At 64.3% G+C, this 24,056-nt stretch carries 16 protein-coding genes and 1 pseudogene; 15 read left to right on the top strand and 2 right to left on the bottom strand.

The genetic code is table 11. The features are described from left to right. The first annotated feature begins 26 nt into the window (after positions 1 to 26). From AC629_RS17100 to AC629_RS17090, 3 genes are all read left to right on the top strand, one after another. A complete protein-coding gene (locus AC629_RS17100; RefSeq protein ID WP_084806201.1) occupies positions 27 to 518 on the top strand; it encodes a GNAT family N-acetyltransferase in 492 nt (163 codons plus the stop codon). Then, positions 515 to 2,113 (top strand): citramalate synthase, encoded by a 1,599-nt coding sequence (cimA, locus tag AC629_RS17095; protein WP_084806143.1) that lies wholly within the window; start codon positions 515 to 517, stop codon positions 2,111 to 2,113. The genes AC629_RS17100 and cimA overlap by 4 nt, the downstream gene beginning before the upstream one ends. Before the next feature lie 116 nt (positions 2,114 to 2,229). Further along, entirely contained in the window at positions 2,230 to 2,607 is a 378-nt protein-coding gene (locus AC629_RS17090; protein ID WP_084806141.1) for a VOC family protein, read from the top strand. A gap of 4 nt (positions 2,608 to 2,611) precedes the next feature. On the opposite strand, the gene AC629_RS17085 is transcribed toward AC629_RS17090, so the two are convergent. After that, complete coding sequence (locus tag AC629_RS17085) at positions 2,612 to 3,220, bottom strand: LOG family protein (protein ID WP_084806138.1); 609 nt, start codon at positions 3,218 to 3,220, stop codon at positions 2,612 to 2,614. Positions 3,221 to 3,421: 201 nt separating this feature from the next. Here AC629_RS17085 and AC629_RS17080 point away from each other — a divergent pair, with 201 nt between their 5' ends. The 12 genes and pseudogenes from AC629_RS17080 (at position 3,422) to AC629_RS17025 (ending at position 17,672) form a co-directional block, all read left to right on the top strand. Then, positions 3,422 to 5,377, top strand: coding sequence for an ABCB family ABC transporter ATP-binding protein/permease (locus AC629_RS17080; RefSeq protein WP_084806136.1), 1,956 nt, complete (start codon positions 3,422 to 3,424; stop codon positions 5,375 to 5,377). Between the two features lie 52 nt (positions 5,378 to 5,429). Next, on the top strand, positions 5,430 to 6,161 hold the full coding sequence (locus tag AC629_RS17075; RefSeq protein WP_283846906.1) for a phosphatidylserine decarboxylase: 732 nt from the start codon (positions 5,430 to 5,432) through the stop codon (positions 6,159 to 6,161). 88 nt (positions 6,162 to 6,249) lie between these two features. Next, a complete protein-coding gene (locus AC629_RS17070; protein WP_084806133.1) occupies positions 6,250 to 7,128 on the top strand; it encodes a CDP-alcohol phosphatidyltransferase family protein in 879 nt (292 codons plus the stop codon). Positions 7,129 to 7,248: 120 nt separating this feature from the next. Then, complete coding sequence (locus AC629_RS17065) at positions 7,249 to 7,968, top strand: RraA family protein (protein WP_084806131.1); 720 nt, start codon at positions 7,249 to 7,251, stop codon at positions 7,966 to 7,968. Between the two features lie 99 nt (positions 7,969 to 8,067). Beyond that, positions 8,068 to 8,891 (top strand): annotated as a pseudogene (locus AC629_RS17060) (SDR family NAD(P)-dependent oxidoreductase). Positions 8,892 to 9,103: 212 nt separating this feature from the next. After that, the gene (locus AC629_RS17055) at positions 9,104 to 9,877 is read left to right on the top strand and encodes a motility protein A (RefSeq protein ID WP_084806128.1); all 774 of its coding nucleotides are present in this window, start codon (positions 9,104 to 9,106) and stop codon (positions 9,875 to 9,877) included. Between the two features lie 23 nt (positions 9,878 to 9,900). Beyond that, on the top strand, positions 9,901 to 10,731 hold the full coding sequence (locus tag AC629_RS17050; RefSeq protein WP_084806126.1) for an OmpA/MotB family protein: 831 nt from the start codon (positions 9,901 to 9,903) through the stop codon (positions 10,729 to 10,731). Between the two features lie 168 nt (positions 10,732 to 10,899). Continuing rightward, positions 10,900 to 12,798, top strand: coding sequence for a potassium transporter Kup (locus AC629_RS17045; RefSeq protein ID WP_084806124.1), 1,899 nt, complete (start codon positions 10,900 to 10,902; stop codon positions 12,796 to 12,798). Positions 12,799 to 12,940: 142 nt separating this feature from the next. After that, positions 12,941 to 14,869, top strand: a complete 1,929-nt coding sequence (locus AC629_RS17040; protein ID WP_084806122.1) for a potassium transporter Kup — start codon at positions 12,941 to 12,943, stop codon at positions 14,867 to 14,869. 168 nt (positions 14,870 to 15,037) lie between these two features. Beyond that, positions 15,038 to 15,364: a rhodanese-like domain-containing protein gene (locus AC629_RS17035; RefSeq protein ID WP_084806199.1), complete on the top strand. Its 327-nt coding sequence runs from the start codon at positions 15,038 to 15,040 to the stop codon at positions 15,362 to 15,364. Positions 15,365 to 15,371: 7 nt separating this feature from the next. Next, positions 15,372 to 16,553 carry an aminotransferase gene (locus AC629_RS17030; protein WP_084806198.1) on the top strand — a complete coding sequence of 394 codons (1,182 nt, stop codon included), beginning with the start codon at positions 15,372 to 15,374 and terminating at the stop codon, positions 16,551 to 16,553. Between the two features lie 6 nt (positions 16,554 to 16,559). Next, entirely contained in the window at positions 16,560 to 17,672 is a 1,113-nt protein-coding gene (locus tag AC629_RS17025) for a polyamine ABC transporter substrate-binding protein (RefSeq protein ID WP_084806197.1), read from the top strand. Between the two features lie 312 nt (positions 17,673 to 17,984). Here the strand turns inward: AC629_RS17025 and AC629_RS17020 are convergent, their stop codons facing one another. Next, a complete protein-coding gene (locus tag AC629_RS17020) occupies positions 17,985 to 23,975 on the bottom strand; it encodes an autotransporter-associated beta strand repeat-containing protein (protein ID WP_210419058.1) in 5,991 nt (1,996 codons plus the stop codon). Between the last annotated feature and the right edge of the window lie 81 nt (positions 23,976 to 24,056).

Here is a 24,056-nt window from a genome sequence, read left to right as displayed (position 1 = left end):
AAGCTCTATGGGATGTGGTGAAGACGATGGGAAAGACTTTGCCAAAGCCTGGCTTGCGGCCCTTCCTGCCGGACGATGTGCCGGTGCTCGCCGCGATCTTCACCGCGAGCATCGAGGAGCTCACCGGCGACGACTACAGTGAGTCGCAGCAGCAGGCCTGGATGGAGGCGGCGGAAAGCGAAGAATTCGGCAAGCGGCTCGCCTCCGACCTGACGCTGATCGCGACGCTCGAGGGTTCGCCCGTGGGCTTCGCCTCGCTGCGCGGCACCGACCACATCCGCATGCTCTATGTGCATCCGGCGGTGGCCGGGCAGGGCGTCGCGACTATGCTGGTCGACGCGCTGGAGAAGCTGGCCGGCAGCCGCGGTGCGAAAAGCCTCTCGGTCGATGCCAGCGATACCGCGCAGGGGTTCTTCGCCAAGCGCGGCTACACCGCCCAGCAGCGCAACAGCATCACAATCAACGACGAATGGCTCGCCAACACCACCATGAAGAAGACGCTCGGAGCAGCGCAATGAGCAAGGAGCGTCTCTATCTGTTCGACACAACGCTGCGCGACGGCGCGCAGACCAATGGCGTCGATTTCACGCTGACCGACAAGCGGGTCATTGCCACGATGCTGGACGAGCTCGGCATCGATTATGTCGAGGGCGGCTATCCCGGCGCCAATCCGCTCGACACCGAGTTCTTCGGTACCAGGCCGAAGCTCACCCATGCGCGCTTCACCGCCTTCGGCATGACGCGGCGGGCAGGGCGCTCGGTCTCCAACGATCCCGGCGTGGCTGGGCTTCTGGAGGCGAAGGCGGATGCGATCTGCTTCGTGGCAAAGTCCTCCGCCTATCAGGTGCGCGTCGCGCTGGAGACGACGAAGGAGGAGAACCTCGCCTCGATCCGCGACAGCGTTGCCGCGGCAAAGGCTGCCGGCCGCGAGGTGATGCTCGATTGCGAGCATTTCTTCGACGGCTACAAGGAAGACGCGAATTTTGCGCTCGCCTGCGCGAAAGCCGCCTATGAGGCCGGCGCGCGCTGGGTGGTGCTGTGCGACACCAATGGCGGCACCATGCCGAACGAGGTCGAGGCCATCGTCACCGAGGTGACAAAACACATCCCCGGCGACCATATCGGCATCCACGCCCATAACGACACCGAGCAGGCGGTGGCGAATTCGCTCGCGGCGGTGCGCGCCGGTGCGCGGCAGATCCAGGGCACCTTGAATGGCCTCGGTGAGCGCTGTGGCAACGCCAATCTCTGCTCGCTGATCCCGACGCTGACATTGAAGAAGGACTTTGCCGACGCTTTCGAGATCGCCGTGACGCCCGAGAAGCTGGCGACGCTGGTCAAGGTCTCGCGCACGCTGGACGACATGCTCAACCGTGTACCGAACCGGCATGCGGCTTACGTCGGCGAGAGCGCCTTCGTCACCAAGACCGGCATCCACGCCTCCGCTGTGATGAAGGATCCGCACACCTACGAGCACGTGACGCCTGAAACGGTCGGCAATCACCGCAAGGTGCTGGTGTCGGACCAGGCCGGGCGCTCCAACGTCATCGCCGAGCTCGATCGCGCCGGCATCGCCTATGAGAAGAGCGATCCGAAGCTGACGCGGCTGATCGAGGAATTGAAGGAGCGCGAGGCAGCCGGCTACGCCTATGAATCCGCCAACGCTTCGTTCGATCTGCTGGCGCGCCGCACGCTCGGCAAGGTGCCGCATTATTTCGAGGTCGAGCAGTTCGACGTCAATGTCGAGCAGCGCTACAATTCGCACGGCGAGCGTGTCACCGTGGCACTCGCGGTGGTCAAGGTCGACGTCGCCGGCGAGCGTCTGATCTCGGCGGCCGAGGGCAACGGCCCCGTCAATGCGCTTGACGTCGCCCTGCGCAAGGACCTCGGCAAGTACCAGAAATACATCGAGGGGCTGAAGCTGATCGACTATCGCGTGCGTATCCTCAATGGCGGCACCGGCGCGGTCACGCGCGTGCTGATCGAGAGCGAGGACGAGAACGGCGACAGCTGGATCACGGTCGGCGTCTCCCCGAACATCATCGACGCCTCGTTCCAGGCGCTGATGGATTCGGTGATCTACAAGCTCGTGAAGTCGGGCGCGCCGGCGTAAGCAAGATGTAGCCCGGATGAGCGAAGCGATATCCGGGACGGTATTTGGCGCACGGATAGCTTTTCCCGGATGTCGCTTCGCTCATCCGGGCTACGGGCAAGGGGGAGAGCCAAGGCATGATCGACCACATCTCTGTCGGCGTCAGCGATCTCGATCGCTCCGCAAAGTTCTACGAGGCCACGCTCGCCGCGCTCGGCCTCACGCGCCTCGTGGCGCGGCCGCGGACGATCGGCTTCGGCAAGGCCTATCCGGAATTCTGGATCAATCTACGCGATGGCATGCCGCCCGTAGCGGCGGAGAGCGGCGTGCACATCTGCCTGCGGGCGAAGACGACGGGCGAGGTCGATGCTTTTCACGCCGCGGCGCTGTCCGCCGGCGGCGTGTCGGAGGGCGCACCTGGTATCCGCCCGCACGACCGCGTACGCTACTACGCTGCTTTCGTCGTCGATCCCGACGGCAACCGGATCGAGGCGGTAACGTTTCCGCCCGTATAGCGCGTCAGGAGAGCCAGCGCGCCACGTCCGGCGCAAGATCCTTGTCCGCCTCGGCGACCCCTGCCGCGGCCGCCTTGAGCTTCGGCAAGATCTCCTCAACGCGATTGGCCATGAGGATATCGACCGAAAGGCCGGCGCGGATGAACTCGGTCTGGCGCATATGCGAGATCAGCGAGAACAGCGGCTCCCAGAAGTTGTCGATATTGGCGAGCAGCACGGGCTTGGCGTGGCGGCCAAGCTGCTTCCAGGTGAGTTGCTCGACCAGTTCCTCCAGCGTGCCGAGGCCGCCTGGCAGCGCTACGAAGGCGTCGGAGTGTTCGAACATCAGCCGCTTGCGCTCGTGCATGTCGGGGGTGACGATCATCTCCTGCACGCGGGTCAGCGCGTTCTCGCGCATCCGCAGGAAGTCGGGGATGATGCCGGTGACGCTGCCGCCGTGATCGAGCACGGAGGTCGCGACCGCGCCCATCAGGCCGAGGGAGCCGCCGCCATAGACAAGTCGGATGTTGCTTTCAGCGAGAGCCTTGCCGAAGGCCTTGGCTGCCTCGACGAAGCTGGGATTGGTTCCGGGACCGGAGCCGCAATAGACACAGACGGTTTTAATGGTGCTCATTGGCGTCATGATGCATTGCAGCGAAGACGCGTCAAGCCCAATTGGTAATTCGGGCCACCCGGGAATCTACCGGTAAATGACGACAAACAATCGAAGATTCGCCATCTGGCGGGGTGCGCTGGCATCGGGAAGTCTCTATATAGCGAGCGAAAACCGTTAATCGTAACGCCGTCCGCATCCGGCGGGCTTTCAGGCTTCTTGATGAACCAACCTCAACCGCTAGACGGCGCCGACGTTCCCGATCCTGCCGGCGGACCGCTGGAGCAGGCCACGCTGATGGGCACGCTGGCGCATCTGTGGCCCTTTATCTGGCCGGGCGACCGTTTCGACCTGAAGATGCGGGTGGTCTGGTCGCTGGTGCTGCTGCTTGCGGCCAAGCTGATCACGCTGGCCGTGCCGTTCAGCTTCAAATGGGCGACTGACGCGCTGACCGGGGCCAACACCGCGCCGGTGCAGGCCGACAACTGGCATCTCTGGGTGATTGCGTCGCCGCTATTGCTCACCGCGAGCTACGGCGCGATGCGCATCCTGATGGCGGTCCTGACGCAATGGCGCGACGGCATCTTTGCGCGCGTCGCCATGCATGCGGTGCGCAAGCTCGCCACCATCACCTTCGTCCACATGCACGAGCTGTCGCTGCGCTTTCATCTGGAGCGCAAGACCGGCGGCCTGACGCGCGTGCTCGAGCGCGGCCGCGAGGGCATCGAGGTCATCGTGCGCATGGTGATCCTCCAGCTGATCCCGACCATCGTCGAGGTCTCGCTCTTGATGGCCGTGCTGCTCTGGCAGTTCGACTGGCGTTACGTGGTCGCGACGCTGATCACGGTCATGGTCTACATGTATTACACCTACATCGCGACCGAGTGGCGGATCGGCATCCGCCGCAGGATGAACGATTCCGACACCGAGGCGAACACCAAGGCGATCGACTCGCTGCTGAATTACGAGACCGTCAAATATTTCAGCGCCGAGACGCGCGAGGCGCAGCGCTACGACAAGTCGGTCGCGCGCTACGAGGAAGCGAGCGTCCACACCTACACCTCGCTCGCGGTGCTCAACACCGGCCAGGCCGTGATCTTCACGCTGGGGCTGACCGCGACCATGCTGATGTGCGCGATCGGCGTGCGCAACGGCACCAACACGGTCGGCGATTTCGTGCTGATCAACGCCATGATGATCCAGCTCTACCAACCGCTGAACTTCATGGGCATGGTCTATCGCGAGATCAAGCAGGCCATCATCGACATCGAGAAGATGTTCAACGTGCTGGGCCGCGAGGCCGAGATCAAGGATGCGCCGGACGCGCAGCCGCTGGCCGTCTCTGCCGGCACCGTGCGTTTCGAGGACGTGCGCTTTGCCTATGAGCCGACGCGGCCGATCCTCAAGGGGATCAGCTTCGAGGTGCCGGCCGGCAAGACGGTCGCGATCGTCGGCCCGTCGGGTGCAGGCAAGTCGACCATCTCGCGCCTTTTGTTCCGCCTCTACGACGTCTCCGGCGGAAAGATTCTGATCGACGGCCAGGACATCCGCGAGGTCACGCAGGCCTCGCTACGCGCCTCAATCGGCATGGTGCCGCAGGACACCGTGCTGTTCAACGACACCATCCGCTACAATATTCGCTATGGCCGCTGGGACGCCAGCGATGCCGAGGTCGAGCAGGCCGCGAGCCTCGCGCAGATCGACCATTTCATCCGCATGGCGCCGAAGGGCTATGAGACCCAGGTCGGCGAGCGGGGCCTGAAGCTCTCCGGAGGCGAGAAGCAGCGTGTCGCGATCGCGCGCACGGTGTTGAAGGCGCCGCCGATCCTGGTGCTGGACGAGGCGACCTCGGCGCTCGACACCCACACTGAGCACGAGATCCAGGGCGCACTCGATCGCGTGGCGAAGAATCGCACCTCGCTCGTGATCGCGCACCGACTCTCGACCATCGTCGGCGCAGACGAGATCATCGTGCTGGACCAGGGGCGCATTGCCGAACGCGGTACTCATGCCAAGCTGCTCGGGCAGGGCGGCCTCTATGCCAGCATGTGGAACAGGCAGCGCGAGGCCGAGGCCGCACGCGAGAAACTGGCCAGGATGGCCGACAGCAGCGAGGCGCCAAACCGCGAGCCCCCGCGAATCGACGACGTCCTGACGACGCCAGCGGCCGCGGAGTGATCTTGTCTCCGGTCCCAACTCTGGCCTAAACAACTCCACCGCGCGGGACGATCTGCGCGCCACCAACCCTGAGCGGCAGATAGCGATGTCCATTCTCGATTCGATCCAGCGTCAGATCCCGCCGATCCACAAGGAGGGCTATCCCTTCATCGGCGGCTTTGCGCTCGCAAGCCTCGTCCTGTTCTGGTTGTGGTCGCCGCTCGGGTGGATCGGCACGATACTGACCGTGTGGTGTGCGCTGTTCTTCCGCGACCCCGTCCGGGTGACGCCGGTGCGCGAGGGGCTCGTGGTGTCGCCGGCCGACGGTCGCGTCTCGATGATCACCATGGCCCTGCCGCCGGCCGAGCTCGGGCTCGGCGACCGGCCGCTGCCGCGCATCTCGGTGTTCATGAGCGTGTTCAACTGCCATGTGAACCGCAGCCCGATCGCGGGCAGGGTGGACCGCATCGCCTACCGGCCCGGCCTGTTCATCAATGCCGAACTGGACAAGGCGAGCGAAGACAACGAGCGCAACTCGCTGGTCATCTCGACGCCCACGGCGCGAATCGGCGTGATCCAGATCGCAGGCCTGGTCGCCAAGCGCATCGTTTGCTTCGTCAGGGAAGGGCAGGCGATCGGGGCCGGTGAGCGCTTCGGCCTGATCCGCTTCGGCTCGCGCCTCGACGTCTATCTGCCGCCGGGCACCAAGGCGCTGGTGTCCGAGGGGCAGACCGCGATCGCCGGCGAGACGATCCTGGCAGACCTCGCCGAGGAGGACCCGACCCGCGCCTATCGCGCCAGTTAACCAAAGGCCGGTTCCTGGGGGGGCCTTCCGCCGCAATGGCGGAGGGGGACGCGGCTTGCTATATCTCGCCTGAAGGTGAGGACGAGCCATGACGCCCTATGACTTCAAATATCCCGACGCGCCCCGCCGGCGGTTCCGTCCGATCCCGGTGCGGATGCTGGTGCCCAACGTCATCACGCTGCTGGCGATCTGCGCCGGCCTGACCGCGATCCGCCTGTCGATCGAAGGGCGGATGTCGCTCGCCGTCTACGCCATCGTGTTCGCGGCCGCGCTCGACGGCATCGACGGCCGCGTCGCGCGCATGATCAAGGGTCAGTCCAAGTTCGGCGCCGAGCTCGATAGTCTCGCAGACTTCGTCAATTTCGGCGTTGCGCCCGGCCTGATGCTGTATTTCTGGCAATTGCATGAGCTCGGCAATGCCGGCTGGATTGCCGCCATGGTGTTTGCGATTTCCGGCGGCCTGCGGCTGGCGCGCTTCAACGCCACCATGGACGATCCGAACAAGCCGGCCTTCGCTGCCAATTTCTTCACCGGCGTGCCGGCTCCTGCCGGCGCGATCACGGTGCTGCTGCCGATCTATATCGCATTCCTCGATCTCGGCCGGCTGCCGGCGGCGGTGACGGCGACCTATACGCTTCTCATCGCGTTCCTGATGGTGTCGCGCCTGCCGGTGTTCTCCGGCAAGACCAAGCGCATGCGCGTGCCGCCCGAGCTGGTGCTGCCGGCGTTCGTCGCGGTCATCGTCTTCATCGCTATCCTGATCGCCTATCCTTGGCACGTGCTCTCGATCGGCACGGGGCTGTATCTGCTCAGCCTGCCGCTCGGCTACAAATCCTATCGCGACCAGGCGCGCGCGATGGCGGCCACCCCGCCGGCGGCAGGCGAGGTCTCGTCGCCGCCCTCGGCGCCGACGCTGGCAAACCTGTCGGAGCCGCCGCACGACGATCGGCCCGAACGGCTGCACTGAGCGTCAGCACACGGATATCTGCCATGAGGGCGCCCTGAGTTGGGTTGAGACCCGATCTCGGCTATATCGCCTCGTGCCGGCGGCAACACGACAACAGCCGCCAATCTGGGAGAGAACGCCGTGACTGATACCGTGACCGGGCCGCTGCCCGCTTCCGTCCTCGAAGCGCTGGGCCGCTATGACACCCCGACGATCTGCAACGCCATGGAGATCGTGGCGCCCGAGCGCCGCCTGATCGGCTACACCACGAAACAATTGGTCTGCCCGTTTCCCGATCTACCGCCGATCGTCGGCTACGCACGCACGGTCGCGATCCGCTCGGTGCTGAAGTCCTCGCTGCCGGCGGAAGAACAGTCCAAGCGCCGCATCGAATACTACGAATATGTCGGCACCGGCCACGGCCCGCGCATTTCGGTGATCCAGGACATCGACGGTCCCGATGTCGGCTACGGCGCGTTCTGGGGCGAGGTGCAGAGCAACGTGCACAAGGCGCTCGGTTGTCTCGGCGTCATCACCGACGGCTCGATCCGCGACATCCCGCAATGGGCTCAGGGCTTCCAGGCACTCGCCGGCTCGATCGGCCCGTCGCATGCCTGGGTGCATGCCGAGAGCTTTGGCGGCGAGGTGCGCGTCGCCGGCATGACCGTGAAGTCGGACGATCTGATCCATGCCGACCAGCACGGCGCCATCGTGATCCCGCTCGACGTTGCCGCAAAGCTGCCGGAAGCCGCCGAACTCTGCGGCCGCCGCGAGACGCCGATCCTCGAGATCGCCCGCAGCCCCGACTTCTCGCTGGAGAAGCTGAAGGCCGCGCTGAAGCGCTCGGCGGAGATCCACTGAGGCGCGATGATCATCGCGCCTTAGGTTGTTCTTTGAGCATGATCTTGTCGGAAAACCGCTTCCACTTTTCCGGATCATGCGCTAGCCCGGGGTGACGTCATGGAAATGGCCGGCAAGACGGTGCTGATCACGGGCTCGACCGATGGTGTCGGGCGCTACGTCGCAAGCCGTCTTGCCGCCGCGGGCGCACGCGTCCTGATCCATGGCCGGAGTGCCGAGCGTGCGAAAGCGCTGGTTGACGGGATCAAGAAGGGCGGCCACGTCGCGCCGACCTTCTACCAGGCCGACCTGTCGACGATGGCGGGTACCCGCGAACTCGCCAATGCCGTAATGCGGGATCATCAGGGGCTCGACGTTTTCGTCAGCAACGCGGGCATCGGCTCGCAGAACGACGGCCGCAACGCCAGCAGAGCGCCGATGGTTACGAGCTGCGCTTTGCCGTGAACTATCTCTCGGGCTTCCTGCTTGCCCATCTGTTGCTGCCGCTGCTGAAGGCCGCAGCCCCGTCGCGCATCGTCAACGTCGCCTCGCTCGGCCAGCACCCGATCGATTTCGACGACGTCATGATCACGAAGGGCTACAGCGGCTCACGCGCTTATGCACAGAGCAAGCTTTCGCAGATCATGTTCACGATCGATCTTGCGGAGGCACTGAAGGGCACCGGCGTCACCGTGAACGCGCTGCATCCCGCGACCTACATGAACACCACGATGGTGCGCGCCGGCGGCGTCACGCCGATCTCGACGGTGGAGCAAGGCGGCGCCGCGATCCTGCATCTCATCGAGGGCGACGATGTCGCTGATAAGAGCGGGTTGTTCTTCAACGGCATGAACGAGGCACGGGCCAATCCGCAGGCCTACGATGCCAACGCGCGCAGGCGCCTGCGCGCAATCAGCCTGGAGCTGACGGAGCTGACGTCTTAGCGCGCCCGGTTATGGTTAGCGAAGTGTTGAGATTCCTGCCCGCGGTCGGCAAAGCCGGCGTCCTTTCAGCGCGCTGTACCGGTCTAGCGCGCCGGCTCAACTTAACCTTTACGCGGCTTTAAGGGCGGCCCTCTAGGGTTTCCGATGCGGTTCGGGGTTGGGCCGCGCCAGCGGCCAGGACGGCCGTTGTTGCGTACGCGTTGGAGTATCCCATGGATATTATGACGGGCGTCGGGCTCACGGCGGGCATCATCGTCATCACGGCGATGATCTTCATGGGCGGCGACCTGCACATGTTCATCTCCGAACATGCGATGATCATTATCTTCGGCGGCTCGATCTCCGCCACCATGATCCGCTTCCCGCTCAGCGCGCTCCTGCACGGCCTTCCGCTCGGCGCCAAGTTCGCCTTCACCATGAGCCGCCTGTCGGCCCACGACCTTGTCGACGAACTCGCCCGCATCGCCGAGATCGCCCGCAAGCAGGGCCCGGTGGGCCTCGAAAAGGTCGAGACAGACGAGCCGTTCCTTGCCAAGGGCATCCGCTACGTCGCCGACGGCTACGATCTCGACTTCATCCGCGACAATCTCGAGCGCGACCGCGACAACTTCCTGATGCATCTGGATGAGGGCAGCAAGATCTATCGCGCCATTGGCGACTGCGCCCCGGCCTTCGGCATGATCGGCACACTGATCGGCATGGTGCAGATGTTCGCGAACATGACGGATCCCTCCAAGCTCGGCCCGTTCATGGCGACCGCGCTGCTTGCAACGCTGTACGGCGCGCTTGTGGCGAACCTGTTCTGTCTGCCGATTGCCGACAAGCTGCACGGCAAGCTGCTCGACGAGGAGACCAACCGCACCCTGATCATCGACGGCATCCTGATGATCCGCGACTCCAAGAGCCCGACGCTGGTGCGCGAAATGCTGCTGGCCTATCTGCCGGAGAAGCATCGTCAGGCCGAGGGCGAGCCGGTGCCGGCGTAAGACGCCCGCCGGGATTTTGACAGATGGCCAAGAAGAAACGCGGCGATGCGCACGGCGGCGGTCACGGCTGGTTCGTGACCTTCGCCGACCTGATGGGCCTGATGATGAGCTTCTTCGTGATGCTCGTCGCGTTCTCGACGCAGGACGCCAACAAGCTGAAGATCGTCGCCGGCTCCATGCGCGATGCCTTCGGCGTACAGAGCGAAGCGCGCTACGCCGGCATCGTCGAGTCCGACGGCCTGCCGACGCGCCCGCGGCTGAAGCACGTCGACCACATCCAGCCCGAGGATTCCTCCAACACCCCGACGCCGGACCAGGACGATCGCGACCGCACGTCGGGCGCCAAGCTCAAGGTCGATCGCAATTTTGCGCTCGCCGCCGCCTCGTTGCGCCAAGCCTTGCAGGACATGCCGGAACTGACCGAGATGTCCAAGCACATCATGTTCGAGGAGACCAAGCAGGGCCTCAACCTGGAGATCGTCGACCAGGACGGCCGTTCGATGTTCGCCGACGGCTCCAAGGTGCCCTATGACCGCACCCGCCGCCTGATCGAGAAGCTCGCGATTCCGCTCAAGGCCACGCCGCTCCGCGTCTCCATCGCCGGCCATACTGCGGCCGGATTCGTCCCGACGCGCAGCGACTATGGCGCCTTCGATCTGTCCGCCGACCGCGCCAATGCCGTGCGCCAGATCCTCGAACGCGAGGGTCTGCCGCCGTCGCACATCTTCGCCGTCGCGGGCAAGGCGGACACCCAGCCGCTGTTTCCGGACGATCCTTCGCTCGCGGCTAACCGGCGGGTCACGATCACCCTGATGCGCGAAGATCCGCCGCTTCCGCCGAATTTGAAGCCGTAGCGCTTTGTGCTACCATTTTACCTGAGACGTCGCGTCGCATTGGCGACGACTGACCGTTGCTGCGCCGTCACAGTGTCGGCGCCTGCTACGCTGTCCTGATTGACAGGCGCGCAGGAACCGTCAAAAGGCGCCGGATCAATTCTCGGGAAGAAGCGTTTCTAGTCTCACATGGCGGCGAGCATCACATCGACCGAAACCCAGGAAGGTTCGGTCACCTCGGGTTTCTGGGGCCTGACGCTCGGAAGCATAGGCGTCGTCTTCGGCGATATCGGCACCTCGCCGCTCTACGCATTCCACGAGGCGGTCCGGGGCGCGGCCCATGGCGAACCGGTCTCGCGCGGCATGGTGCTCGGCGTGCTCTCACTGATTCTGTGGGCGCTGCTGATCGTCGTCACTGCCAAATACGTGCTGTTGCTGCTGCGCGCCGACAACAACGGGGAGGGCGGTACGCTTTCGCTGATGGCGCTCGGCCAGCGCGCACTCGGGCGGCGAAGCTGGTTCCTGCTCGCGCTCGGCGTGGTCGGCGCTTCCATGTTCATCGGCGATTCCATGATCACGCCGGCGATCTCGGTGCTGTCGGCGGTCGAGGGTCTCAAGCTCGCGACGCCTGCGTTCGAGCACTACGTCGTACCGCTCACGGTCCTCATTCTGGCGCTGCTGTTCGCGGTCCAGAGCAAGGGGACGGCGCGGGTAGCCTCGGCGTTCGGGCCGGTGATGGTGGTGTGGTTCACCTGCCTTGCGCTGATGGGCATCGTCAACATCGCCAACGATCCGTCGGTGCTGGCTGCGATCAATCCGTATTACGCCCTGCAGTTCCTGCTGTCGCACGGCACGATTGGCCTCGTGACACTGGGCGCCGTGTTCCTGGCGGTGACCGGCGGCGAAGCGCTCTACGCCGATCTCGGTCATTTCGGCCGCAAGCCGATCCAGTCGGCGTGGATGTTCTTCGTGCTGCCCTCGCTCCTGATCAACTATTTCGGGCAGGGCGCGCTGGTTCTGTCCGATCCCAGCGCGATCGAACATTCCTTCTATCGGATGGTGCCGGAGAATCTGGTGCTGCCGCTGGTCGGACTTGCGACCGCCGCGACCGTGATCGCGAGCCAGGCGGTGATTACGGGCGCCTATTCGCTGGTCCATCAGGCGGTGCAGCTTGGCCTCTTGCCGCGCTTTGAGGTGCGCTACACCTCTGCAACCCATGCCGGCCAGATCTATTTGCCGCGCGTCAACCGGCTGCTTCTGATCGGCGTGTTGCTGCTGGTGATGTTGTTCCATACCCCCAGCAACCTGGCTTCGGCCTACGGGATCGCGGTCTCCACCACCATGGTTGCCGACGGCATCATGGGCTTCGTCGTGATCTGGAAGTTGTGGAACTGGCGTGCCGCCACGGCTGCGGCGGTGATCATGCCTTTCGTTGTGGTCGACATGAGCTTCTTCAGCGCCAACCTGCTCAAGTTGCTCGAAGGCGCCTGGGTGCCGCTACTGTTCGGCGTCGCCATGGCGGGGACGATCTGGACCTGGCGACGCGGGTCGGTAATCCTGATCCAGAAGACGCGCCGGATCGAGGTGCCGCTCGACGATCTGATCCGCAGCCTGGAGAAGCGGCCGCCGCACATCGTCAAGGGCACCGCGGTGTTCCTGACCAGCGATCCCGCCTTCGTGCCGACCGCGCTATTGCACAACCTCAAGCACAACAAGGTGCTGCACGAGCACAACGTGATCCTCACCATCGAGACCGCGCATACGCCGCGGGTCGATCTGTCCGAGCGATTCCGGATGGAGAAGATCAGCGACAAGTTCTCGAAGGTCCGCCTGCGCTTCGGCTTCATGGAGCAACCGAACGTTCCCAAGGCGCTCGCGATCGCGCGCAAGCAGGGCTGGCAGTTCGACATCATGTCGACGTCGTTCTTCGTGTCGCGAAGGTCGTTGAAGGCTTCGGCACAGTCGGGTATGCCATTGTGGCAGGACCACATCTTTATTGCGCTGAGCCGGTCTGCCAATGACGCCACCGACTATTTCCAGATTCCGACGGGGCGGGTGGTTGAAGTCGGAACCCAAGTGACTATTTGAGCGGAATTGGCGGACCCATGCGAATTTCGCATGGTGTGGGCTCAGAATCGGGCTAGGCTATGCCATCAGCGCAGGACTATAAGCCGCGCGCTCTTCCCGCCGTTGGGCAGCGAAGCATTTTTAGAGGCCACCGGGCTCTCCCATGACAAGCGACGTAGCGATTTCCGCCCCGGAAACGGCGGCGGCCAATGGCCATGGCGAGGCCCATACAACCGCCGGTTTCGGTGCGCTGACGCTCGGCAGCATCGGCGTTGTCTATGGCGATATCGGCACCAGCCCGCTCTACGCGTTCCGCGAGGCAGTGCTGGCCGCCTCGGGCGTGGAGGGGGTGCCGACGTCGGCGGCCGTTCTCGGTGTGGTGTCCCTGATCCTCTGGGCGCTCATCGTCGTGGTGACGCTCAAATACGTCGTGATCCTGCTGCGCGCCGATAACAATGGCGAGGGCGGCACGCTCGCCCTGATGGCGCTGGCCCAGCGCGCGGTCGGCACGCGCGGGGCGACGATCGTCTCGCTCGGCATCATCTCCGGTGCCCTGTTCTATGGCGATGCCGTGATCACGCCTGCGGTCTCGGTGCTATCGGCGATCGAAGGCATGAAGGATGTCACGCTGCGGTTCGAGTCCTATATCGTTCCGCTGACGGTGGTGATCCTGGTCTGCCTGTTCGCCGTCCAGTCGCGCGGCACGGCCCGCGTCGCAGCGTTCTTCGGCCCCGTGATGTGCGTCTGGTTCGCAGTCATTGCTGTGGCTGCGATCCATCCGATCATCGAGCAGCCGCAGGTGCTGTTCGCGCTGAACCCCTTCTATGCCGTGTCCTTCATGTTCCACCACGGCATCATCGGCTTCGTGACGCTGGGCGCGGTGTTCCTGGCGGTCACCGGCGCCGAGGCGCTCTATGCCGACCTCGGCCATTTCGGCAAGCGGCCGATCCAGACCGCCTGGCTGTTCATCGTGCTGCCGTCGCTGGCGCTGAACTATCTGGGGCAGGGTGCGCTCGTCCTCGGCGATCCCGGCGCCATCGTGAGCCCGTTCTTCCAGCTCTTCCCGCAAGGTTTCATGCGCGGCAGCATGGTCGTGCTTGCTACCGCGGCCACGGTCATCGCGAGCCAGGCCGTCATCACCGGCGCCTATTCGCTGACGCGCCAGGCGATCCAGCTCGGGCTGCTGCCGCGCTTTGAAATTCGCCATACATCTGAAGCCCATTCCGGCCAGATCTTCATCCCGCGCATCAACCAGCTGCTGCTGGTCGCGGTGATCATGATGGTGCTGCTGTTCCGCTCCTCCAGTGCGCTGGCCTCCGCCTACGGTATCGCGGTCACAGGCACCATGGTGGTCACTGGAATGATGGGCTTTGTCGTGATCTGGAAGGCTTGGAAGTGGTCGCCGGTCGCCGCCGCCGCGCTGATCGCACCGTTCCTCTGCCTCGACCTGACCTTCCTCGCCGCGAACCTCTTGAAGGTGTTCGAGGGCGGCTGGGTGCCGCTCGCGCTCGGCTCCCTCATGATCACCCTGATGTACACGTGGCGGCGCGGCAGCCGGCTCCTGTTCGAGAAGTCGCGCAAGCTCGAATTTCCGCTCGCCGACCTCGTCGCGATGCTCGAGAAGCGGCCGCCGCAGCGCGTGCCTGGCACCGCCGTGTTCCTGACCAGCGATCCCCTCAGCGCGCCGACCGCGCTGATGCATAGTCTGAAGCACTACAAAGTGCTGCACGAGAAGAATGTCATTCTCACCATCGAGACCGCGCAGACCCCGCGCATCGATCCGGCCGAGCGCGTCAGGCTGGAGCAGATCAGCCCGACCTTCTCCAAGGTGGCGCTGAAGTTCGGCTTCATGGAATCGCCGAACGTGCCGAAGGCCCTTGCGATCGCCCGCAAGCTCGGCTGGCAGTTCGACATCATGTCGACCTCGTTCTTCCTGTCGCGCCGGGCGCTCAAGCCCGCCGCCCATTCCGGCATGCCACGCTGGCAGGACCGGCTGTTCATCTCGCTCAGCCGCTCCGCCAACGATGCCACCGACTATTTCCAGATCCCCAGCGGCCGCGTGGTCGAGGTCGGCACCCAGGTGACGATCTAGGCCGGGGAACTCCAGGGCATTCAAAGCCGCGCTTCAAGTCGCTGCGATTTAGCTTTAACTTGCGCCGCGCGGCCCAAGCCTTTGTAGCGCTTGATTTTCGTGAGCCGAGAGGCGAGGTTGCCGGCGCCGGGACCACCCCGGCATGCGGCTGCGACGTTGGAGGATGATGTGGCGAACCAGGTACAGGATCTGACCCCGGAGGAGGTCTCCAAGGGTGTCGAGGAAGGGCGCTATCTGCTCGTCGACGTCCGCGAGCCGAACGAGGTCGAGGCCGAGGCCTATCCTTACGGCGTCGTTGTGCCACTCTCGACCTTCGATCCCAAGGCGATCCCCGATCCCCAAGGCAAGCAGGTCGTATTCGCCTGCCGCTCCGGCAAGCGTTCGGTGACGGCCTCGCTCGCGGCGCAGGCGGCTGGCCTTGCTTACGACAAGCATCTCGCCGGCGGCATCCTCGGCTGGAAAGCGGCGGGGCTCCCCACCAAGGTCGGTGGCTGACCTCGCGATGACGACCAAGAGCTCTTCGCTGAACAAGGTCTTCGCCGACCTTCCCGTCACCATCTTCGAGGCAATGTCGCAGGCCGCGCGCGACAACAACGCCATCAATCTCGGCCAGGGTTTTCCTGACGATCCGGGACCGGAGGACATCCGCCGCGCCGCGGCCGATGCGTCGCTGAACGGCTACAACCAATACCCGTCGATGATGGGCCTGCCGGAGCTGCGCCAGGCGATCGCGACGCATTACGGACATTGGCACGGACTCAAGCTCGATCCGATGAGCGAGGTCATGGTGACCTCCGGCGGCACCGAGGCGCTGACCTCGGCGATCCTTGCGGTGGTCCAGCCCGGCGACGAGGTGGTCTGCTTCCAGCCGGTCTATGATTCCTACCTGCCGATCATTCGTCAGGCCGGTGGCATTCCGCGCCTCGTGCGGCTCGAGCCGCCGCATTGGCGGTTGAATGAGGACATGCTGAAAAGCGTCTTCAATTCAAAGACCAAGGCGGTGCTCTTCAACAATCCCCTGAATCCGTCCGCGGTGGTCTATCCGCGTGAGGACCTCGAGCTGCTGGCGCGCTACTGCCAAGAGTTCGACGTCATCGCGATCTGCGACGAGGTCTGGGAGCACGTCACCTTCGACGAGCACAAGCACATCTCGCTGATCACCATCCCCGGCATGCGCGAGCGCACCATCAAGGTCGGCTCGGCCGGCAAGATCTTCTCGCTGACGGGCTGGAAGATCGGCTTCGTCTGTGCTGCGCCGCCCTTGCTGCGCGTCGCCGCCAAGGTGCATCAGTTCCTGACCTTCACCACCGCGCCGAACCTCCAGGCCGCCGTCGCCTACGGCCTCGGCAAGTCCGACGACTACTTCCTGTCGATGCGCAAGGACCTGACGCGGAGCAGGGACCGCCTGACCAGGGGATTGGAGAGCCTCGGCTTCCCCGTGCTGAAGTCGCAAGGCACCTACTTCCTCACCGTCGACCTGTCGCCGCTCGGGCTCAACGAGAGCGACACCGAGTTCTGCTGGCGGATCGTGAAAGACTACAAGGTGGCGGCGATCCCGGTGTCGGCGTTCTACGAGCAGGACCCCGTGACCTCGGTGGTACGCTTCTGCTTCGCCAAGAAGGACCAAACCCTCGACACCGCATTGGAGCGGCTGTCCGACGCGGTGCGCGGGCGCAAGAGGTAGGTGAAGATGACGAACGTCGGCCGCTCGGGGCTTGGTCTTGGTTTTGCAATCGCCGCGGCGCTGACGTTGCTTTCGGCTCCTGCAGGGGCCGGGGAGCGCGTCGTCAACTTCTACAACTGGTCCAACTACATGGCGCCTGATGTCCTTGAGGCCTTCACCAAGGAGACCGGCATCAGGGTGGTCTACGACACCTTCGACGCCAACGAGACGCTGGAGACGCGCCTGATGGCCGGCAAGTCCGGCTACGACGTCGTGGTGCCCACCGCCTATTTCCTGCAGCGCCAGATCAAGGCCAACATCTTCCAGAAGCTCGACAAGTCGAAGCTGCCGAACCTCGCCAACGCCTGGCCGATGGTGACCAAGCATCTTGCGACCTACGATCCCGGCAACGACTTCGCCGCGAACTACATGTGGGGCACGACGGGCATCGGCTACAACGTCGCCAAGGTGAAGCAGATCCTGGGACCGGATGCGAAGATCGACAGCTGGGACATCGTCTTCAAGCCGGAGAACCTCGCCAAGTTCAGAGATTGCGGCGTACAGATGCTCGACTCTGCCGACGACATCTTTCCGGCGGCGCTGAACTATCTCGGGCTCGATCCGAACTCGACCAAGCAGGCCGACCTCGAGAAGGCGGCCGATGTCGTCGCCAAGGTGCGCCCGTCCGTGCGCAAGTTCCACTCGTCCGAATACCTCAGTGCGCTCGCAACCGGTGAGATCTGCTTCGTGGTCGGCTGGTCCGGCGACATCATGCAGGCCCGTGCCCGCGCCGCCGAGGCCAAGAATGGCATCGAGATCGGCTACGCCATCCCGAAGGAGGGCGCGCAGATGTTCTTCGACAATCTGGCGATCCCCGCGGACGCCAAGAACGTCAACGAAGCCTACGAGCTGATCAACTATCTCTACCGCCCCGACGTCGCCGCCAGGAACTCGAGCTTCCTGTCCTACGCCAGCGGCAACCTCGCCAGCCAGAAGCTGGTCGATCCGAAAATCCTGAACGACAAGAACATCTATCCGGATGAGGCGACGCTCTCAAAGCTGTTCGTCATCACTGCCCGCGATCCGGCAACGCAGCGTATCATCAACCGGCTCTGGACCAGGGTGAAGACGGGGCGCTGAAGCGCCCGCGGTCACACCTCGGATCGACCCGGAAACTAAATTCTGCAAAACAACCCCATGCACAGTAGAACCGCGTCCTTCGGGTTGTCGGCGGTGGAGGTGCGCAAGTCGCGATGCGGTCTGGTTTAATCGACGCGCGGGCGCAAGACCCTGGAGCACCTCGCGAGCGGCGAGAAATGACCGGCCGGCCGCGCCTGATCTCATCAGGCTCCGCTCATTTGACTCGTCGGGCAAAACACCGGCAGATTTGCATCGTGGCAATCAGGCCCAAATGCCTCTCGTCATGCGAAGCCTCGAGAGGCAGGGAGCCATCTACCATTCATAACGCACCGTGCCCTTGCCCGTGTAAGTCTGCGTGCTGCTCGAGAACTCGCCCTCGACCGTTCCCGCGAGCGATAGACCATTCCGCCATTTCATCTCGGCGCGGCCGCTGACGAGTGCGGAATCCGCGGCAGGCCGCGCCCCGTTGACCGTGAAAGCGGCGCCGGGCAGCGTCTGGAAGGCGGCGCTGACGAGGCGATCGGTATTGGAGTCATGGGCCCAGGCGAACCGGCCGCGCAAAGTGAGCAGGCCATCGTTGACCAGGAGGCGCTGGTCGGTGCGGGCGCCGAGCTCGGTGCGGACATTGGTCGTGTCCTGTGAGGCGCAAGACAGCGCGAACTGGTTGCTGCCGACGATCGCGGTCTCGCCATAGCCGGGCAAATGGAAGCTGGTGGCCTGCACCGCCGCATAGGGCGTCACGCCAAGCGTGGACGCAGGCAATGGGACGAAGCGCCAGCCGGTTTCCAGGCGGCCGGCAAAGGTGCTGGCCCTGAAGTTCGCGGTCAGCCTGTCGGTACCCGAGACCGTTACGGTGCGATCCGTAGTCACGTCCTGCCAGCCATACGCGAGCGCCGCCGAAACATAACCCGGTCCAAAGTTATGCCGGGCATAGAGGCCGGCCTGGAAGATATCGGCGCGGCCGCTGCCGAGCGCATCTGCCACCGAGAAATTGAAGCCGGCGCCGCCAAGGGCGAAGCCGACCAGCGTGTCCGGTGAGAGGCGATAGTCGGCGCCGGCCGCGGTGCCGTAGATGCGGCTGGTGGTGGAGCTCGAACCGGCCACGGTGCTGCCGTTCACCGTGCTCGCGCCGCCATAGCCGGAGGCCCACACGCCCCAGCGTCGGTCGATGACATCACCGCTCGCATCAACCGGTGTCACTGCGGCATAGGCCTCGCGGTTCCTGGCGTCGTCCTGTGCGGTAGAGGCATAGCCCAGCGTTCCGCCGTCCATCGCGGAGCCGCCCGTGCCGCGCTCGCCGTCCATGCTGCCATAGAGCGGATCGAGCATTCCCAAAAACTGTTGCATGGCGTTGAACGCGGCTTGCGTGCTGGCGGCGCCGGGCTGGCCCGAGACCTGGCTGAGTGCGTGGTTCAATTGCGCACCGCTCATGTTGAGCAGCACATCGAAGCCGGCCGGCGGCGTCCCACCGCTCTCGACCGCCTTGTTGATGCCGCCGGCGACGCTGATCTGGTTGCCGCTCGCGCCCGCCGGCAGCACGATCGTGCTTGGATCGAGCACGAGATAGACGTTGTTCAAATCGTAGGTGAGGTGGGGATTGCGGGCAGGGCTGAAACTGCCGGTGACGTTCAGCCCGGAGAACCGCGTTCCGCCGAGCCCGCCGGTCGCGTTGAGAATGGTGTAGGTCTGGCTGCGGAAGCTGCCGGGCAGCGCCACGGCCTGCACAGTGCCACCAGTGAGCGTCGCGGTGCCCGAAACATTGGTCCTGTCGGCGGCGGCCGTGGAGACCTCGACCGTATAGAAGCTGCCGGCACTGAAGGTGAGGTTGCCGCTGACGGTGAGTGTGCCGATGGAATTGCCGGGCGCGAGCGCGCCGCCGCTTGCAATCGTGGTGTTGCCGACGATGCCGGTGCCGCCGAGAATGCCGCCGCTGTTCACGGTGACGCCGCTTGAGGAAGCGATCGATCCGTTCACCGCCAGGATGCCGCCGTTCACAGCCGTGGCGCCGGTGTAGGTGTTGATGCCCGACAGCGTCAGCGTGCCGGTGCCGGTCTTGACCAGCGAGCCGCCACTGCCGCCGGAGAAACCACCATCGGCGATCACGCCGGTGACAGTGGTCGACAAATTGTTGGAGCCGACCGTCAGCTCATTGGCGCCGAGATCAAACGTGCCGTTGCCCGCGATCGAGCCGGCGGTGAGTTTGTGGTCGCTGTTTGGACCGGTGCTGCCGGAAAAATCGATCTGCGCGGCGGTGCCGTTGTTGATCAGCTGCGCGTTGCCGGCATTTGCCTTTTGATTGAAGTAAACAGAATCCGTGTTGGTAATTTTGGCGTTGCCGGCCGTGCTTTCGTCGGAGAAGTAAAGCAGGCTGCTATTGGTGATGACGGCACTGCCGGCCGTGCTGGTGTCAAAGAATTCCGTATAATTATTGCTGGTGATGCTGGCGCTACCGGCTGAACTGCTGTTTTGGAAGTAGAGTCCGTAATTGTTCGTGATGACGGCGGTGCCCGCTATGCTGGTGTCCTGAAAATAAATCCGGTTGCTATTGGTGATGCTGGCACTACCCGCCGTGCTGCTGTTTTGAAAATTAATCGTCCCGGTGCTGGTGTTGGTGATACCCGCGTTGCCGGCTGTGCTGCTATTGGCGAAGTTCAGCGTGCCGTTGTTGGTGATGGTGGCGTTGCCTGCCGTGCTGGTGTCGTTGAAACCAAGAGTGCCCAACGTGTTGTTGGTGATCGTCGCGCTGCCGGCCGAACTGCCGTCGTTGAACAACGTCGTACTGTTGTTTGTGATAGTGGCGCTGCCGGCCGTGCTCGCATTCGCAAACGAAATGGAGGAGACGTTGGTGATGGTCGCGTTGCCTGCCGTGCTGTTGTCCCTGAAAGTCAGGTTGCTGTTGTTGATGATGGTCGCATGACCGGCTGTAGCGGAGTTGCCGAATGTCATGCCGCCATTGTTGGTGATGTCCGCGCTTCCAGCCGTACTCGAGCCGATGAAGGTCAGGGTCTGGTTGTTGGTGATGGTTCCGCTGCCGGCCGCGCTCGTGTCGTTGAAGGTTAGTTGACCGCTGTTGGTGATTGTGGCGGCCCCGGCGGTGCTCGAGTTGTTGAAGTTGATGCTGCCGGTGGAATTGTTGGTGATCGTGGCGGTCCCAGCCGTGCTCGTGTTGTTGAAGAACAGGGCGCCGCTGTTGGAGATGGTCGCGCTGCCAGCAGTGCTGGTGTTGCGGAAATTCGTCGTGCCGTTGTTGGTAATGGTAGCGGTACCGGCTGTGCTGGTGTCGTAGAAATTCAGCTGGCCGTTATTGGTGACGCTGGCGCTGCCGGCACTTGTATCGTTGCGGAAATTTGTGTTCCCGCTGTTCGAGATGCTGGTGATGCCGCTCGTGTCGACGTTGACGACGTCGAATGTGGCCCCACTGCCGACGGTGACTGTCCCCAGAATAGAGCCGGTCGCACCGCCACTGCCGATCTGGAGCGTACCGCCCGAAATCGTTGTGCCGCCGCTATAGCTGTTATGTCCGGTCAGGATGAGCGTGCCGGCGCCAGCCTTGGTGAGCGACGTGCCGTTCCATCCGGCCGCGGGGTTCGCTGCCTGATCGGTCAGCGCTGTCCCGACCGTGAAGGTGTCGGTGGCGTTGGTCAGCGTGAAGGTGCCATGGGCGAGGTCGTTACCCGCCGTCCAGCTCAGACCGTAGGTGGCGAGGTATTGCAGGTCGTCGGCCGATTTACGGACGGACATCGTGAGGTAGTCTACCGTGCCGCTGAAGCCGCCGATGGTGACGTTGGCGAAGTCGCCGCTGATGCCCGATCGGGTGTCAATCAGCAACTTGTCGAGCTGGCTCGCATCGTTGATGCCGCTGATGTTGAAGGCGACGCCGTTGCCGATCGCGACGCGGTCGGCGGACAGCGCGGGGCTGTTCGTGCCAGCGACGATGGATAATGCGGTGTTGTTGCCGAAGGTTACGGTCTGCGCGACATTCAGGGTGGCCGGCGCCTGAATCGCCAGCGTGCCGCCGGTCACATTGAGGTTGCCGCCCAGATTGTTGCTGCCGCTCGCGCTGCCATCACCGAACTGCAACCGGCCGCTGGAGACGGTTGTATCGCCGCTATAGGTGTTCGTGCCGGTCAGGATCGTGGTGCCCGAACCGATCTGCTGTACGGAACCGCTGCCGGAAATATTGACGGCCAAGGTGACCGCGTTGCCGCGGTTGAAGGCGAGCACGCCGTCGTTGACGACAGTGCCGGCAATCGAGCCGGTCGTGCCGCCATTGCCGATCTGCAAAGTGCCGGCCGCGATCGTGGTGCCGCCGGTGTAGCTGTTGTGTCCGGTCAGGATCGTGGTGCCGGAGCCGATCTGCTGCACGGCACCGCTGCCGGAAATATCGCCGGGCAAGGTGACCGCGTCGCTGCGGTTGATGGTGAACACGCCGTCGTTGACGACATTTCCGTCGATCGAGCCGGTCGTCCCGCCATTGCCGATCTGCAAGGTGCCGGCCGCGATCGTGGTGCCGCCAGTGTAGCTGTTGTTTCCGGTCAGCGTCAGCGTGCCGGTGCCGGTCTTGACCAGCGAACCGCCGGTGCCGCCGGAGACGCCGCCATCCGCGATGACCCCGCTGACCGTGGTGGAAGCATTGTTGCCGCCGACGGTGAGCTGCTTCGACCCTAGGAAATAATTGCCCGCGCCCTCGATCGAGCCGGCGGTCATCCCGGCCACCGTCAGGCCCGAGATGTCGAACGCGCCGCCGGCGTTGGTGATGAAGCGGGCGCTGCCGCCGCTGCTGGAGTTGTGGAACGCTGTCGTTCCGCCAGCATCGGTGGTGACGGTGGCGTTGCCGGCGCTTGTGCCGTTGCGGAAATCCGTGGTTCCAGAATTCCAAATGCTGGTGATTCCGCTGGTGTTGGCGTCAACGAGACTGAACGTGCTGCCGGCGCTGACGGTGACATTGCCCTGGATCGCGCCGGTGCTGCCGATGGCGCCGAGCTGCAGCGTGCCGGCGTTGATCGTGGTGCCGCCGGTATAGGTGTTGGCGCCTGTGAGGATCGTCGTCCCGGCGCTGGCTTTGGTCAGGGCGCCGGCGCCGGCGAGCGTCGCGCCGATCGAACCGCTCGAGAGATTGATTGCGGTTGAAGCCGTGATCGTGCCTGTTCCGGTCACGCTGCCGCCATAGACGTTGAACGTCCCGACGCCGAGATTGTAACCTGCGCCGATGTTGACGATCGCGCTTCCGCTGTTGGTCAGCGTGCCAACTCCGGTCATGTTGCCGCCGGTCAGCGTCAGCACGCCGTTGTTCTGGTTTATGATGTCGCCTGTGACGGCGACGTTGCCGCCGAGCACTTTGATGTTGCCGTCATTGACGATACTGTTCGTTCCCGAAGACAGCGTCGCCGTTCCGGTGGGACCGTTGAAATTGATCGTGCCGCCGCCAAGATTGTTCACCGCACCGGCATCCACAATGGCACCGCCGGCGCCGACATCGATGACCGCGTTGTTGTTGAGCGTGTTGCCGACGCCTTGCAACGTCGCCCCGGCGCCGATGCTGATCGTGCTTCCATTGTTGTTGATCGTCTGGGCGCTCAGCGTGCGGCCGGCGCCGATGGCGATGGCGCCGTAGTTCGTCAGCGTCGTGATGCCGGTTGCGTCATTCGCCGCCGTTGCCCCGGTCACCGACATGGTGACGCCGCCATTGACCTGGACCGTGCTGTTGAAAGCGCCTGCCATCGTCGTGGCGCCGCCGAGTTCGATCGCGCCGATGTTGCTGCCGGCGAGCGCCGTGATGCTGTTGACGCCGCCGGTGATGACGATGGCGGACGAAAGCACGCCGGTGCCACCGCCAAAAGGCATCGTGTTGGCGGCACCCTGCTCACCGCCGGCGATCGTACCGCTGTTCACGATCGTCAGGTTCTGTCCGACGATTCCATAGCCGCCGGCCTGCGGCCTGGAGGAAATATTCACGTTCTGGAAATCTGTGCCGCCGCCACCGCCCTTGATCGAGCCTGAATTGGTGATCGTCAGTCCGGCGGAAGCCGTAGCGGTAACGCCATTGCCGCCGCGCCCGCCGGTGCCATCAGCGGGAGAACTCGGGAAGGGGACGCCCGGACCCATCCCCGCGCCACCGCCGCCGCCATTGCCGCCGGCGATCGTGCCGGTGTTGACGAGATTGCTGCCCGCCGTGGCGATGACGCCCGACCCGCCGCCGCCGCCACCACCACCGGCCCCATAGGAGTAGGTCGGGCTGTTGGCCGAACGGCCATAGCCGCCGTTGCCGCCGTTGCCGCCCGTGATCGCGGCGTTGTTCGTCAAGTCCGAGGTTAAGGTCAGCCCGGCGCCGCCGGCACCGCCGCCGCCGCCGCCCGATGCAGCGCTGTAGCCCTGGCCACCCCC

The sequence above is a fragment of the Bradyrhizobium sp. NAS80.1 genome, from assembly GCF_001908205.1.
Taxonomy (GTDB): Bacteria; Pseudomonadota; Alphaproteobacteria; order Rhizobiales; family Xanthobacteraceae; genus Bradyrhizobium.
Note: the sequence above shows the minus strand (reverse complement) of the source record. Positions and strands in the feature narration are given on the sequence as shown.